The organism is Corynebacterium sp. HMSC074H12 (assembly GCF_001813755.1).
GTDB classification, from domain to species: Bacteria; Actinomycetota; Actinomycetes; order Mycobacteriales; family Mycobacteriaceae; genus Corynebacterium; species Corynebacterium hiratae.
On the sequence record NZ_KV813931.1, the window covers coordinates 21,811 to 35,007 of the forward strand.

The 13,197-nt window shown below is 60.2% G+C and carries 14 protein-coding genes and 1 pseudogene; 9 read left to right on the top strand and 6 right to left on the bottom strand.

What is annotated here, in order from left to right:
- The coding region (locus HMPREF2932_RS09155; RefSeq protein ID WP_168166990.1) for an IS30 family transposase at window positions 1-801 on the top strand (801 nt) is incomplete at its 5' end.
- An 89-nt stretch (window positions 802-890) separates the two neighbouring features.
- Here HMPREF2932_RS09155 and HMPREF2932_RS09160 read toward each other — a convergent pair.
- Window positions 891-1,271, bottom strand: a complete 381-nt coding sequence (locus HMPREF2932_RS09160) for a cold-shock protein (RefSeq protein WP_071410032.1) — start codon at window positions 1,269-1,271, stop codon at window positions 891-893.
- 526 nt (window positions 1,272-1,797) lie between these two features.
- On the opposite strand from HMPREF2932_RS09160, the gene HMPREF2932_RS09165 reads away from it, so the two are divergent.
- On the top strand, window positions 1,798-2,460 hold the full coding sequence (locus HMPREF2932_RS09165; RefSeq protein WP_071410033.1) for a resuscitation-promoting factor Rpf1 domain-containing protein: 663 nt from the start codon (window positions 1,798-1,800) through the stop codon (window positions 2,458-2,460).
- 106 nt (window positions 2,461-2,566) lie between these two features.
- On the opposite strand, the gene HMPREF2932_RS09170 is transcribed toward HMPREF2932_RS09165, so the two are convergent.
- The gene (locus tag HMPREF2932_RS09170) at window positions 2,567-3,568 is read right to left on the bottom strand and encodes a hypothetical protein (RefSeq protein ID WP_071410034.1); all 1,002 of its coding nucleotides are present in this window, start codon (window positions 3,566-3,568) and stop codon (window positions 2,567-2,569) included.
- Window positions 3,569-3,635: 67 nt separating this feature from the next.
- On the opposite strand from HMPREF2932_RS09170, the gene HMPREF2932_RS09175 reads away from it, so the two are divergent.
- The gene (locus HMPREF2932_RS09175) at window positions 3,636-4,238 is read left to right on the top strand and encodes a TetR/AcrR family transcriptional regulator (RefSeq protein WP_246818651.1); all 603 of its coding nucleotides are present in this window, start codon (window positions 3,636-3,638) and stop codon (window positions 4,236-4,238) included.
- Window positions 4,239-4,361: 123 nt separating this feature from the next.
- On the opposite strand, the gene HMPREF2932_RS09180 is transcribed toward HMPREF2932_RS09175, so the two are convergent.
- Entirely contained in the window at window positions 4,362-4,547 is a 186-nt protein-coding gene (locus HMPREF2932_RS09180; protein WP_010187772.1) for a hypothetical protein, read from the bottom strand.
- A 100-nt stretch (window positions 4,548-4,647) separates the two neighbouring features.
- Between HMPREF2932_RS09180 and HMPREF2932_RS09185 the strand changes: the two genes are divergently transcribed.
- Genes HMPREF2932_RS09185 through HMPREF2932_RS09205 form a run of 5 tightly spaced genes read left to right on the top strand, consistent with a single transcriptional unit; the run spans window position 4,648 to window position 10,696 of the window.
- Window positions 4,648-6,750 carry a helicase-associated domain-containing protein gene (locus tag HMPREF2932_RS09185; RefSeq protein ID WP_071410036.1) on the top strand — a complete coding sequence of 701 codons (2,103 nt, stop codon included), beginning with the start codon at window positions 4,648-4,650 and terminating at the stop codon, window positions 6,748-6,750.
- Window positions 6,751-6,786: 36 nt separating this feature from the next.
- The gene (locus HMPREF2932_RS09190) at window positions 6,787-8,424 is read left to right on the top strand and encodes a DNA repair helicase XPB (RefSeq protein ID WP_071410037.1); all 1,638 of its coding nucleotides are present in this window, start codon (window positions 6,787-6,789) and stop codon (window positions 8,422-8,424) included.
- Window positions 8,425-8,428: 4 nt separating this feature from the next.
- A complete protein-coding gene (locus HMPREF2932_RS09195; protein ID WP_070679546.1) occupies window positions 8,429-9,067 on the top strand; it encodes a DUF3239 domain-containing protein in 639 nt (212 codons plus the stop codon).
- Window positions 9,068-10,195 carry a pyridoxal phosphate-dependent aminotransferase gene (locus HMPREF2932_RS09200; RefSeq protein ID WP_071410038.1) on the top strand — a complete coding sequence of 376 codons (1,128 nt, stop codon included), beginning with the start codon at window positions 9,068-9,070 and terminating at the stop codon, window positions 10,193-10,195.
- 18 nt (window positions 10,196-10,213) lie between these two features.
- Window positions 10,214-10,696 (top strand): mycothiol transferase, encoded by a 483-nt coding sequence (locus tag HMPREF2932_RS09205; RefSeq protein WP_071410039.1) that lies wholly within the window; start codon window positions 10,214-10,216, stop codon window positions 10,694-10,696.
- Window positions 10,697-10,798: 102 nt separating this feature from the next.
- On the opposite strand, the gene HMPREF2932_RS09210 is transcribed toward HMPREF2932_RS09205, so the two are convergent.
- Entirely contained in the window at window positions 10,799-11,410 is a 612-nt protein-coding gene (locus tag HMPREF2932_RS09210; RefSeq protein WP_071410040.1) for a TetR/AcrR family transcriptional regulator, read from the bottom strand.
- Between the two features lie 181 nt (window positions 11,411-11,591).
- On the opposite strand from HMPREF2932_RS09210, the gene HMPREF2932_RS09215 reads away from it, so the two are divergent.
- A complete protein-coding gene (locus HMPREF2932_RS09215) occupies window positions 11,592-12,302 on the top strand; it encodes a GAP family protein (RefSeq protein WP_071410041.1) in 711 nt (236 codons plus the stop codon).
- 107 nt (window positions 12,303-12,409) lie between these two features.
- Here the strand turns inward: HMPREF2932_RS09215 and HMPREF2932_RS09220 are convergent.
- Both HMPREF2932_RS09220 and HMPREF2932_RS13720 read right to left on the bottom strand, forming a co-directional pair.
- Window positions 12,410-12,919 (bottom strand): annotated as a pseudogene (locus tag HMPREF2932_RS09220) (SLC13 family permease); the annotation flags it as partial.
- Window positions 12,920-12,932: 13 nt separating this feature from the next.
- On the bottom strand, window positions 12,933-13,197 hold a 265-nt coding region (locus HMPREF2932_RS13720), incomplete at its 5' end, for a hypothetical protein (RefSeq protein WP_210397774.1).

Sequence of the window (13,197 nt, forward strand, 5' to 3'; positions counted from 1 at the left end):
TTAGCCAGGCCTAAACCCCGTAAACTCGATACCAACCCGCAGTTGCGTGCCTTTGTCATCGAGGGGTTGAACACGAAGTGGTCACCAGAGCAGATTTCGAACTTTCTTGCCCGCTGCTTCGGTAAAGGTGGGGATATGTCGATTAGTCATGAAACCATCTACCAAGCTCTCTACATCCAAGCTAAAGGTGCCTTGCGCCAGGAGTTGAAGGTAGAAAAAGCCCTGCGTTCTGGGCGTACCGGCCGAAGGCCGCAATCGCGCCTGCCAGCCCGCGGTAATCGAAGCTGGATTGGTGAAGACTACCGCATCAGCAAGCGCCCTGCCAGCGTTGAAGACCGTGCTATTCCAGGACATTGGGAAGGCGATCTCATCATCGGGCAAGGAGGCACAACGGCCCTTGTGACCTGCGTGGAACGCAGTACGCGCTACACCATGATCCGCAAACTTGATGTGCATGATTCCGCCACGACTGTCGATAAGTTAATCGAGATGTTTACTGGCAAAATACGCAACATCACCAAAACACTGACCTGGGACCAAGGTGTGGAACTAGCCCAGGTAGACAGGCTGAGCATCGAGCGTGGGCTCGCAGTCTATTTCTGCGATCCGCACTCACCCTGGCAGCGGCCTACCAATGAAAACACCAACGGGCTAGTCCGAGACTTCCTACCAAAAGGAAGCGACTTTAGTACCCTGACCGATAAGGGCGTTCAACACATTCAAGACCTACTCAACGGGCGCCCCAGAAAAGTCCTCAACTGGTACACACCAGAAGAGAAAATCCAAGAACTATTCAAGTGATGCATCCACCACTTGAAACCGCCTGAAAAATCAGCTGTACTTTTGGCAGGTCGGGCACTTTTCAGTCATCGGCCTAAGAATGTAGGCCCCTAGCTATCCAGATCCTTCGCAATAGCACGCAGAATCTCCGCCACCTGGCGGCCAGTCTTGCGCTCCGGGTAGCGCCCCTGGCTGAGCACCGGCTGCACTTGGGTTTCGAGGAGCGTCATGACGTCGGAAAGCATGCTCGATAGCTCCTCCGGCTTGCGGGCCGGGGTGCGGCGGCGCGGAGCATCAAGGACCTTCACGCGCAGCGCCTGCGGGCCACGGCGACCAGCGGCGAAATCGAACTCGATGCGCTGGCCTGGGTACAGCTCGTCGACGCCCTTGGGCAGCACGTTACGGCCAACATAGACGTCTTCATCGCCGGGGTTGCCGACAAAGCCGAAGCCCTTGTCCGCGTCATACCACTTCACTTTGCCGATAGGCATGGTTCTTCACTCACTTTCTTTCCGTCTCTCCTCTACCAAAGCTTAGGCCGTATCACCTGCTTGCCGATAGGCTCCGGTAATCCGGGGTGAGGAGGCGCGGCAAAGCGTGGTTGTGACTTAAGCTGCCGCGCGGAGGAACTATCCGTGGAACTTATAAAGAGATACATCTTAACCTCCACGCACCCCACCAAAGAAACCAAGAATAGGTATCGCCTCAACCACCACACCCGTTACAAGTGTGACATAGCTAACACACCCGTCACGAACAGGGGAAACGTAGGGGAATCCCCGCTTCCGTTATCGTTTTGAGCCATTTAACGTGACTGATTCGTTATAAACCGCTACTCTTTCCCACAGGCACTTCGGCCGCCAGTCGTGGAAGTCTCGCCCCAGACACAGTCCGGGCTTCCACACGGCGGCCATACATGATGTGCATGAACGTGAACATCAATTGCAAAACTACATGCCGGACTGGGCATCATCTGGGCGCGAGAAAGCAAGAACAACCTAGAGAAGGAATACTTTAATGGGACGCCACTCCGCTAAGAACAAGTCCATCGCCACCAAGTTTGCCGCTTCCACCGTTGCCGTCGGCGCCGCCGCAGCCATCATGGCTCCGAACGCTGCCGCTGCACCGGATTCCGATTGGGACCGCCTCGCACAGTGCGAGTCCGGCGGCAACTGGGCCATCAACACCGGCAACGGCTACCACGGCGGCCTGCAGTTCAGCGCTCAGACCTGGCAGGCCTTCGGCGGCGGCGAGTTCGCTCCGACCGCTAACCTGGCCACCCGCGAGCAGCAGATCGCTGTTGCTGAGCGCACCCTGGCACAGCAGGGCTGGGGCGCATGGCCGGCTTGCTCCGCTAGCCTGGGCCTGAACTCCGCACCGACCCCGCGCAACGTGAACGCTACCCCGGCACCGGCAGCTACTCAGGTAAAGGAAGAGACCACGCCGCAGGCACCGGCTGAGGCACCGAAGGCTGTCCAGGAAGCTGCCGAGGAGCCCACCGACGAGCTGGCTGTCGACGCCCTCTACACCCTCATCGAGGACACCGCTACCCAGTACGGCCTGACCGTCCCGGCTTCCTTCACCGAGCAGTACAAGGCCAACCGCCACGACTTCAACGCCTTCTACTCCGCTAACCGCCACATCATCGACCCGGTGGCACAGGTTCTGGCTGCACGCTAAGCAGTGTGCCGTGCCGTGCCGTGCAGGCACGGCACATCGAATCAAAGCTTTAACTACATAAAGAGAGGCTGGATGGTTTCCTCCATCCAGCCTCTTTTAGTTTTACTCAATCCTTTTCCTCAACGGCAACGCCTTCCTTGGCGCCCGACCGATCAAAGGCCAGCAACGCTAGGCCGACAACGATCCACAAACCGAGTGCCCACCATGCACTCCCTACACCCTGCCCGTCGAAGAAGGACAGCGAGCGGACAAGGTGTCCCGTCGCACCGATGGGCATCCACTGCCCCAGCGTCGACCACCCGGCAGGCAGCAGCCACGGTCCGGTTGCCAGCCCCGACAGCGGGTTCGCCAAGAAGATAGTCAGCACGGCCCCGATTCCGATACCAGCCGCACCCATCAGACCCGCGAGACCAGCGGTCACCACCGACGTCGCCAGAATGCCCGCCGCGATAGCCATCCACTCGGCAGCGAAGCTGCCACCGAGGGTTCCATAGACGGAGTGCAGCATCCACGTAGCAACGAGCGCGCCTAGTAGCGCAATGCCGACAAGCACCCCTAGCTTGGTCCACTTCTTTCCGCGGAATGCAAAGGTGGCAATAACAGCGGAAATAATCCCGCCAAAGGCCAGCGGCAGGCCCAGCAGTGCGATACCACTCGCCTGCGGGTCCTCCGCAGTCGTCGGCGCAAGCTCCTGCTTCTCCACAGTCATTCCTTGGGATTCAAGCTGCTTCGCAAGGCCGTCGATCATCGTCACGTAAGGAGCACCATTTCCTGAAGCGGTAAAGGCACTCGCACCCTGCGGGGAGATGACCAGTCCACCAACAGCTTCACGCTGCAGCACCGCGTCGCGCACCTCGGCCTCGCTGTGCTTCACGACGATCTCCGGCGCCTCCTCCCCAGCCGCGCTCTCAATCTTCTGCGAAATACCATCGAGCATGGGCTCCGGTGCAGAGACCGCAATCGGCACTCCGGCTGGCCCGGATGCAAAGGTGGGCGCCAAGAATGCCCACAGCATGAGACCGATAACGATGGGGATCCCTACGATGACACCGACCGCTTTTACCGCAACCGATGGTTGCTTCCTTTCCTGACTATTCGTCACTGACATGTCCTCGCCTCCAAATGGAACAGGGTGTTTCACTTACAAAGTGGAGCATAGCGTTCCGTTTGATATGATGCAAGCTGTGAGACAAGATGCAGCAGAAAACAAGCAAGCCATCGTCGCAGCAGCCAGACAGCTGCTCATCACCGAGGGGCCGGGCGTATCCATGCGCTCAATCGCCAAGAAAGCCGGCGTGGGCGTCGCCACGGTCTCACGCCACTTCCCCGAGCGGCTCTCCCTCATCGATGCCATCACCAGCGCGGAGGTAGCGAACATCAAGGAAGAGGTGGACAGCCGCCTGCAAGGCTTCGACGAGGACCCCGAAGGCACCTGGCGCGATATCATTCATCGCATCGCCGGCCTTAACTTCGCCGCGGTTGTTCAAGCAGCGGCAGCCGAAATGAACACTGCTGCGTTCTCAGACGATGACGTGCAGAAGATCGCTGCCCATCGCACAGCAGAACTGAAGTCGATCTACCAGCCAATCATCGAACCCGCGCGGCAAGCAGGTCTCTGCCCCGAGTCCCTCACCCCACTCGAACTTCACATCGGCATCGGTCTCATCACCCGCCCGCTGCCCAGAACACCAGTGAGCACCGACTACCTATCAGGTATACAAGCCCAGCTCATCGATACGCTGCTCGACGGCCTTAAAGCCCAAGCCCGTGCCGACTAGTTGAGGCGAAGTACATTACAAACACGTATAGCCCCACCGAGGAGAACATTCTCGGAGGGGCTGAAAGTAAGCCGGAAGGCTCAACGTATCCGCTAAGTGAAACGCAGTTATCTGCGCAACTTCCTAGCGGTTGATGCGGGTGTACGGGTGAACGTAGTTGAGCTTTTCTGCCGGCATCGGCAGAATCAGGTCGTCACCGTACGGGCTGGAAGCGCCAGCAAAAGGTGCAGTAAGTTCAGTAATAGCGTGCTCGCGGGGGCTGTTCTTCGGCCAAGCCGGGGATACGAAGCCTTTGTTCTCGTTCGACATGCTCCTTATTATTCCAAACCCCGCGTCAAAAAGTAACTCATTCACCCAACGAGGGCCCCATACCTCCCCCGCCTACTAACTACTAAGCTTGATCGCCATTATGACCACCCCCTCCAACCGCGCCCGCGTCACCGAGAGCTATCGCGAGTGGCTCAGCCGCTTACCCGATGAAAACTTGCGCGCCCTACTGAGCAACCGCAGCGATGTTCTCTCCCCCGCACCGAAGGACTTCGACGCGCTGGCCTCGCGCCTGACACTTCCGATGCACGTCGCGGATGCCTTGGCGGCAAGTAACGCCGAGCAGCTAGCTGTCTTGGAGGACATCGCCCACCGCGGCGGCGAGGTGGACATGGTGGAGGACACCAACCCTGAAGTTACACGGCAGCTCAAGGAGCGCGGCCTCGTCTTCGGCGATGCACCGCAGGTGCGCATCGTCACCGCCGTCATGGGCTCGCTTCCCACCGGCTGGTCGCTGCGCAACCAAGTCGAGTTCAATGAAAAGGACCTAGCCACGCTTGCTCCCGAAGAGCGCCGAGTCCTCGACGCCCTAAGCAAAAGCGACGGCATGGGCTATACCACCGACACCGAGCCAGACATCAACTCCGAGGATCCCGCCAAGCGCCTGCTGGCCAAGGGCTTCTTGGAGCGTATCAACGCGCACTCGGTGCGCCTGCCGCACTCGCTTGCCCGCCTGCTGGCTGGTGGTACCACCCCGCCCATTCCCACCACCCCTTCGGGGCGCGGCGGCACCCCAGAGCCGGATACCAAGGCGGACGACGCCGGTGCCGCAGCTGGCCTGGAAGCCGTGCGCGGCATGGAGCGGCTCATCGAGTTGCTTGGAAGCCATCCGGTCGCGTTACTCAAGGACTCCTCGGTGGGCGTTCGCCCCCTCAACCAGCTGGCCAAGGATCTCGCTCTGGAGAAGGAGGAGGTCGCGCGACTCATCTGTTTGGGCCACCACGCTAGGCTTCTCCACCGTGGCGAGCCGGATGGCTTGGAAGGACACTTCCTCGCCCCGACCACCGGGTCCCAAGACTGGCTCGAGGCCGATCTCGGGGAGAAGTGGCGCATTCTTCTCGACGCCTGGCGCACCTCCCCCTGGGCCAGTTGGGCTGAGACCCGGGTGCTCGCAGACGACAGTATTGTGCGCCGCCTGCCGCGCTTTCGCGCCTTCGTCCTCGGCGTCTATGCACACTCCGCAGTCGCGCTGGACGACGAGGAGTTCTGGGAAGACCTGCGCTTTCGCTCCCCACTTTTTGCCAGCCACACGCGCACGCTGACCATCGAGAAGCTGCGCGCCGAAGCCGAATGGATCGGCGCGGTGGCACTGGGCAAGGCCACCCGCGTGCTGGGAGATTCCGCTGCGGCCGCCGACCTCGTTCCTGAGACGGTCAGCGAGTTCATTATCCAGCAGGACCTCACCGTCCTCGTGCCCGGCCCCCTTGAGCCAGACGCGCACCGCACCCTCGCATCCTTAGCAGACCTCGAATCCCCGGGCCTAGCCAGCGTGTACCGCATCAGTGAGTCCACCATCCGCCGCGGCATGGACCAGGGGCTCACCTCCCAGGAAATGACCGACTTCTTGGAAAAGCATTCCCCGACGGGCGTGCCGCAGGCGTTGGAGTTTGCCATCGGGGACGTCGCCAAGCGCCATGGCACCCTCCGCAGTGGCCCTGCACTCTCCTATTTGCGCAGCGAGGACCCCTCGCTGCTGGAGCTCGCCGTTGCCTCAGTCCCCGGTCTGCGCCTACTCGCGCCCACCGTGGCGGTATCCCAGCTGCGCGTGGGCGAGCTGCTGGAGAAACTACGCGCCAAGGGCCTCTCCCCCACTGCAGAGGATGAATCCGGCGCCTCCCTGGCCGTCGCGCCCGAGCCTTACCTTTTGCCCACGCCTCGTACGAAGCCCCGCAAGCGCGCGCCTGCCTCGGTGGATGACGCTGTGCAGGCCTTGCGGACATCAGCGCAGAACCCAAGTGCGAACAAGGAAGAAGAACCGGATCCCCTCACGCTCGCCCGCGCTGCCGCGCGCTTCCACGCCGATATCGTGATCTCCTATGCCGATAAAAGCGGCGATCTCCGCACCGTGACCGTGAAGCCACTGTCGGTGGAAGGCGGCTACATTGATGCCCTAGGCTCAGCGGGCAAACCCGTGCGCTTCCCAGTTCACCGCATTTCCTCCGTCCGCTTTGCCGACAGGGATTAAATCTTTCCCTGACGCCCAGAGTAGAAAGGCCTCATCATGCCCGGACCACTCATCGTCCAATCGGACAAGACCGTCCTCCTCGAGGTGGATCACCCGCAAGCCAACGAGGCTCGCGCAGCACTCGCGCCTTTTGCGGAGCTGGAGCGCGCGCCTGAGCACATCCACACCTACCGCATCACCCCACTAGCCCTGTGGAATGCGCGCGCCGCCGGGCACGATGCCGAGCAAGTCGTGGACGTTCTGGAGAATTACTCCCGGTTCCCGGTGCCGCAGGCGCTGCTGATCGACGTCGCCGAGACCATGTCGCGCTACGGCCGCGTGCGCCTGTTGGCTCATCCAGCCCACGGTCTCATCCTCGAATCGGACGAGCCCGTCATCCTGGAGGAGCTCACGCGCACCAAGAAAGTCAGCGAACTTCTGGGCCCGCGCATCGATGACAACACCATCGCCGTCCCACCATCCGCGCGCGGGCAGCTCAAGCAAGAGCTGCTCAAAGCCAGCTGGCCCGCCGATGACCGAGCCGGCTACGTCGACGGCGAATCCCACCCCATCGCGCTGAGCACGGAGGAGGTGGACTGGGAGCTGCGCGATTATCAGCAGTACGCCGCCGATTCTTTTTGGTCTGGTGGCTCCGGCATCGTGGTCCTGCCCTGTGGCGCGGGCAAAACCATCGTGGGTGCTGCCGCCATGGCTAAAGCACAGGCCACCACGCTCATCCTCGTGACCAACACCGTAGCTGGGCGCCAGTGGCGCGATGAGCTGCTGCGCCGCACCAGCCTCGCACCGGAGGAAATTGGTGAGTACTCGGGTGAGAAGAAGGAAATCAAGCCCATCACTATCGCCACCTACCAGGTGGTCACCCGCAAGACCAAGGGCGAATACCGCGCGCTCGAACTCTTCGATTCCCACGACTGGGGCCTTATCATCTACGACGAAGTCCACCTCTTGCCCGCCCCGGTCTTCCGCATGACCTCCGACCTGCAATCGCGCCGCCGCTTGGGGCTGACCGCCACGCTCATCCGCGAGGACGGCCGCGAGGGCGATGTCTTTTCGCTCATCGGGCCCAAGCGTTATGACGCGCCGTGGAAGGAGCTGGAATCCGCCGGCTATATCGCCACCGCGGACTGCGTCGAGGTGCGCGTGGACATGACGCGGGAGGAGCGCCTGCTCTATGCCACCACACAGGCGCGCGAGCGCTACCGGATTGCGGCATCGGCAGGCGCGAAGCTGCGGGCCGTCGACAAGCTGCTGAAGAAACATGCAGGCCAGCAGGCACTGATCATCGGCGCCTACGTGGACCAGCTGGAGGAGCTCGGTGAGCACCTCAACGCACCGGTAATCGACGGCAAGACCTCCACCGCCAAACGCGAGAAACTCTTCCAGCAATTCCGCGAGGGCGAGCTTCCCACGCTTGTGGTATCCAAGGTGGCGAATTTTTCCATCGACCTTCCCGAGGCTGCCCTGGCTATCCAGGTCTCCGGTACCTTTGGCTCCCGCCAGGAAGAAGCCCAGCGCTTGGGACGCCTGCTGCGCCCGAAGAAGGACGGGCAGGAGGCGACCTTCTACACTCTGGTGGCGCGCGAATCCATCGATGCGGAATATGCCATGCACCGCCAGCGCTTTTTGGCCGAGCAAGGTTATGCCTACCGGCTGGTGGACGAAGTAGACTTGTGAGCTGATGAAGATTTTCAAGTTTGAAGTCAACGAAGACTTTGCCAAGAAGAACAACGAGCTCCTGCGTGATTCCTCACGCCTGCGCAACTCCGGCCTCGTCATGGGCCTCGTGCTTATTATCGGCGCGATTGCCATCTATTTTGGAATCGACGCCGTCTGGCGCATCACGCTGGCGGTCGGTATGGCGCTCTTCGGCATCTTTTGCGCCGTCATCGGTGTCTTGGCTTCGCGCAAGGTTGGCTCGGCCCAGAAGCTCTACGACTCCTATCCGCTAGCCCCCGCGGTCGTCGCGGAGGTCAACGAGCGCGACATGGTCCTCATGGCTTTGGTAAATACCAACGTTGACCCGAAGGCACCGCCGCGGTGGGGCGCGTGCCTGCGCACCGTCAGCAACATCCCGGGTATTAAGCGCACCGTGGGCACCAAGGTCCCGGTGGCCGCGGTCTCCGGCCAGCGCAGCTCAAGCGATAAAGACCACTGGCAGCAGATCACTCCCATGCCGATTGCCTGGGGCACCCCGGATGCGGAAACCGTGACGATTGCCCGCAAGTCCATTCCGGAGGATCAGTGGCAGCGCCTCGAGCGCGCACGCAAGCGTCTGACCGATGTGAAGGCTACGAAATACGATCTACTGGTGCTCTAAATGACTGTTGAGCGGCTACAAGAATTTGGCGAAACCATCTTCGCCACCATGACCGCCCTTGCCGTGGAGAACGATGCGGTGAACCTGGGCCAGGGTTTCCCCGATAGCGACGGCCCACAGCGCATGCTGGAGATTGCCCAGGAGAACATCGCCGGCGGCAACAACCAATACGCTCCCCTTCGCGGCGTCTCGGAACTGCTCAGCGCCATCGCGGAGACCTACGCTGTTCCGCAGGATCACGTCGTGGTCACCGCAGGTGCCACCGAAGCCATCACCGCGACGGTGCTGGGCCTCGTGGAACCCGGCCACGAGGTCATCGTCCTCGAGCCCTACTACGATGCCTACGCCGCTGCCATCGCGCTTGCCGACGCCACCCGCGTCCCCGTCCCCTTGAAGGAATCCGGCAACAGTTGGGACATCGACGTCGATGCCGTGCGCGCCGCAGTTACGGACAAGACCGCCATGGTCATCATCAATACACCGCACAATCCGACCGGCTCGGTCTTTTCCCACGAGGCACTCACCGAGCTCGCCGAGCTCTGCGTGGAAAGGGACCTCCTCGTGTTGGCCGACGAAGTCTACGAAAACCTCACCTTCGGCACCGAACACGTCAGCATCGCATCCCTGCCGGGGATGGCTTCGCGCACGGTCACAGTTTCTTCTGCCGCCAAGTCCTTCAACTGCACCGGGTGGAAGACCGGCTGGGCCATTGCAGAGCCTAAGCTTCTCGACGGCGTCATCAAAGCCAAGCAATTCACCACCTTCGTCTCCACCACGCCCTTCCAGCCGGCCGTGGCCCATGCCCTGCGTTATGAACAGGATTGGCTAGACGGCATGGTGTCTGAACTTGCAGAGTGCCGCAGCATCCTTGTAGAAGGTCTCAAGCAACTGGGATTCCACGTCCATGACACCGGCGGCACTTACTATGTGGTTGCCGATGTCTCCTCTACCGGTTTAAGCGGCATTGATTTCTGCATGCAGCTGCCCGAAACAAAGGGCGTAGCCGCCATCCCGCTGGCCGCCTTCACGGACAACCCGGAACCGTGGCAGCACAAGGTGCGCTTTGCCTTCTGCAAGCGCCCCGAGGTCATCCGCGAGGCCGTGCGGCGTCTAACTGCAGAGTCCTAAGAATTCAGGCTCCTGCACATGCCCACCACACCAAAGTCCTATTCCGAGCTGACTGATCAGATCCAGCGCCAACTCGACTCGATCGTCGACATGGCCGTTCAGGTAGATCGCTCAGGCGTGACACACGTTCCCCTTCGTAGTCGCTGGACCGTTGCGGGGCTTCTGAACCATCAGCGGTACGTCATCCGGTTTTGGATCGCAAATGTTGTGGTAGGCGCTGATCTTCCGGTCCCGTGGACCGATGACTCTCCACATGCAGACTGGAACGCGGATCCCGAGGTCACGGTCGAGACCTTCGTCGATGCCCTTCGACAGGAGTGGGAAGATGCCTTGTCTTTGCTTGCAACGTATCCACCGGGAGAGCCTGCATCCCAAGCTGATGAGGACGGCAGGCACCCCACTGTCGACTGGGTGTTGTCCCACCTACTGGCCGAAGTATCCAGGCACGCCGGACACATGGATGCCGTTTGCGAGATACTCGAGCTTTCACCCGTCGATTAACATCCACACGTCGGTGACTGGCACAGTGCCTCCGCGCTGACATGGGTTGGAGAACTTCCTGAGAATGAAGGGGCATGCTGCACCTCCAGCCCCAGTACCGTCCTAGTCTTTAGGAGAACCGGGTTCTACAATCAGCGCGAGTCCCGAAGCAAGGTCTGCCAACAACTGCTTCGCCGAGTCCACAGGAGCATTGAGGTAGTCGATCGTCAGCCCGTTGACCAGTGCAGTGACAAGACGAGCACCTTGCTCAGGAGACAGTCCTCGGGCCAGCTTTCCGAAACGTTGCGCTGCTTCGAGACCTTCAGACACGCGCGCCCGAAACTTCGTCACCTCGGTGTCGTATAAGTCAGCCAGCCATTCGCGCGTCGAGGCAGCAGCTCCCACTATGACCCACACAGCGGAATCCTCGCGCTGGACAGGTCCAATTGGCAAGAGTTCAGCCAGGCGACCGTGGAACGCCGCGTGAAAATCCGTCGCATCGGTTTGAGTAAGGGCCCGCGACTCCTGGCGCTGCAACGACCTGACAAAAGCTTTCGCGATGATGTCGTCCCGTTTACCCATCTGGTACTGGACAGTCCCAGGCGCGACGCCAGCCTCAGTAGCGACGTTGCGCACGCTCAGGGCATCGAGCCCCTGGCTGACCATCACTCGAATGGCAGCATCAGCGATCACTGCGGCGGTGCCGGTGATGGGTGTGTTGCGATCAACGGACATAGAGCTCCAATCTTGCGTAGCTCAGATGCGATGAGCCATTCATAAGTGTAGTTGCACTCGCGCATTGCGCCTCATACAATCGTACCAAGCCCGCGATTAATACAAACGTATGACGCTGGATTGAGGCCTCTTGCGAATCTAAGGTCAAACTCCCGCAAACACCCGACTACTGGAGAATTCCATGTCAGACTTCCTTCCCCTTGCTGGCCTTGCACTCGTAGATAGTTTGAGTGCAGGAACCCTTGTCATTCCTATTGCACTGATTGTTATCTGGCGACGAGTACGTTTAGGCCTATTGGGCACCTATCTCGCTACGATCGCCACGGCCTACTGCGGCCTTGGTATTGCGCTTCTATTAGGGTTCGATGCGGCAGTATCGAGACTTTCTCGCGTAAGCGAGACTGATTGGTTCCAGTGGGTGACGCTTGTTCTGGGCGCGGGGCTTTTCATCTTTGGTGTGTTCTCGCCAAACCCCAAAAAGCCCGCGGCCACGCGGACCACCAACGGCGAGGTGTCGAAGAGTCGGGCTTCTCGCCTTGCACGGGGCGCGTCACTGAGTGCGACCGGCATGGTGGGGCTTGCGCTAGGTGCTGCCGTCGTCGAGGCTGCGACTATGTTGCCTTACCTGGGCGCAATGGGAATTATCCAGTCTATGTCTTTCGGGTTTAGCGGCAAGGTCGCGCTTATTGCGGGTTACTGCATCATCATGGTCCTACCGGCAACTCTTATGGCTGCCATTGCAGGCGCAGCGGGGCCGGCTATTTTTCCTCGTCTGGAGCGCGCCATCCGTCGGCTGGAGTATGAAGCGAAAGTGACGTTGCTGTGGATCGCGGCAATTGTGGGAGTCTACATGGCGGCATCGAGTGCACAAGGGCTCGGAGTGATCGGTTGAGTGCCAGGTTGAACCTTGAGCGATAGCGCCGATTGAAGAGCCCCTTCCTGCAGAACTAGCCCTCGGCCCGTCATAACGGCGGCCGAGGGCTACGTCTTCTTCATCCCCTATCCGGTGCCTACCAAGGCGGCAACAGTTGGGAGAAAGAAGATAATCAGCGCGCCGCCGATTATGTCGAAGCTGATGCCTGTGCGGATCATACGCGCGATGGAAACGCAGCCGGAGCCGTAAACGATGGCATTTTGCGGCGTGAAAATTGAAAGCATGAAGCCAAAGGATGCGCCGAAGATAGCGGCCATCGCCGGGATAACAGGGTCTACTCCCGCAGCCATGGCGAGTGGAACAACAATCGGCACAGTGACAGCCGCTGCCGCGGTATTACTTGTGGTCTCAGAGATGAGGATGGCCAGCATCACCGCCATGGCAGTGATGACCAGGGCACCTGATACGCCCAACATATTGTTGAGTCCGGAACCGATAGTTTCTGCTAGACCGGAGCTGCCCAGCATGGCGCCGAAGATCATGCCGCAACCAAACAATATGATGGTGCCCCAGTCAATCTTGGCCGCATCTGACCAGTCCAGGGTGTACTGCAGCTTCTTGGATTCAACGGGCAGCGCGCCCATATGACTACTTGTTCAAGCCGGTTAGAATCCAAGCACTACCCGGACTATCCAGAGAAAAACTGAGAGCAACTGTCGTTGACTCCATGATTAAAGAAGACGGACTTGATGGAGAACACAGATCAAGAGCCTCTCGAGAGAACCTCACCCATTGTTCGCTGTCGCCCTTTCCTCTAAGAAAAAGGAAGTTTTCATGATCGGAGAAGCCGTGTTCTGGGACAGGGGGATCATCAGCCATAAGTGTTTCTTTGACTGTTTGATACGGAGTGTAT

Excerpts from the sequence above, each read along its gene's own strand:
- HMPREF2932_RS09160 (WP_071410032.1), bottom strand. The coding sequence starts at position 1,271 with ATGCCTATCGGCAAAGTGAAGTGGTATGACGCGGACAAGGGCTTCGGC.
- HMPREF2932_RS09165 (WP_071410033.1), top strand. The coding sequence starts at position 1,798 with ATGGGACGCCACTCCGCTAAGAACAAGTCCATCGCCACCAAGTTTGCC.
- HMPREF2932_RS09170 (WP_071410034.1), bottom strand. The coding sequence starts at position 3,568 with ATGTCAGTGACGAATAGTCAGGAAAGGAAGCAACCATCGGTTGCGGTA.
- HMPREF2932_RS09175 (WP_246818651.1), top strand. The coding sequence starts at position 3,636 with ATGCAAGCTGTGAGACAAGATGCAGCAGAAAACAAGCAAGCCATCGTC.
- HMPREF2932_RS09180 (WP_010187772.1), bottom strand. The coding sequence starts at position 4,547 with ATGTCGAACGAGAACAAAGGCTTCGTATCCCCGGCTTGGCCGAAGAAC.
- HMPREF2932_RS09185 (WP_071410036.1), top strand. The coding sequence starts at position 4,648 with ATGACCACCCCCTCCAACCGCGCCCGCGTCACCGAGAGCTATCGCGAG.
- HMPREF2932_RS09190 (WP_071410037.1), top strand. The coding sequence starts at position 6,787 with ATGCCCGGACCACTCATCGTCCAATCGGACAAGACCGTCCTCCTCGAG.
- HMPREF2932_RS09195 (WP_070679546.1), top strand. The coding sequence starts at position 8,429 with ATGAAGATTTTCAAGTTTGAAGTCAACGAAGACTTTGCCAAGAAGAAC.
- HMPREF2932_RS09200 (WP_071410038.1), top strand. The coding sequence starts at position 9,068 with ATGACTGTTGAGCGGCTACAAGAATTTGGCGAAACCATCTTCGCCACC.
- HMPREF2932_RS09205 (WP_071410039.1), top strand. The coding sequence starts at position 10,214 with ATGCCCACCACACCAAAGTCCTATTCCGAGCTGACTGATCAGATCCAG.
- HMPREF2932_RS09210 (WP_071410040.1), bottom strand. The coding sequence starts at position 11,410 with ATGTCCGTTGATCGCAACACACCCATCACCGGCACCGCCGCAGTGATC.
- HMPREF2932_RS09215 (WP_071410041.1), top strand. The coding sequence starts at position 11,592 with ATGTCAGACTTCCTTCCCCTTGCTGGCCTTGCACTCGTAGATAGTTTG.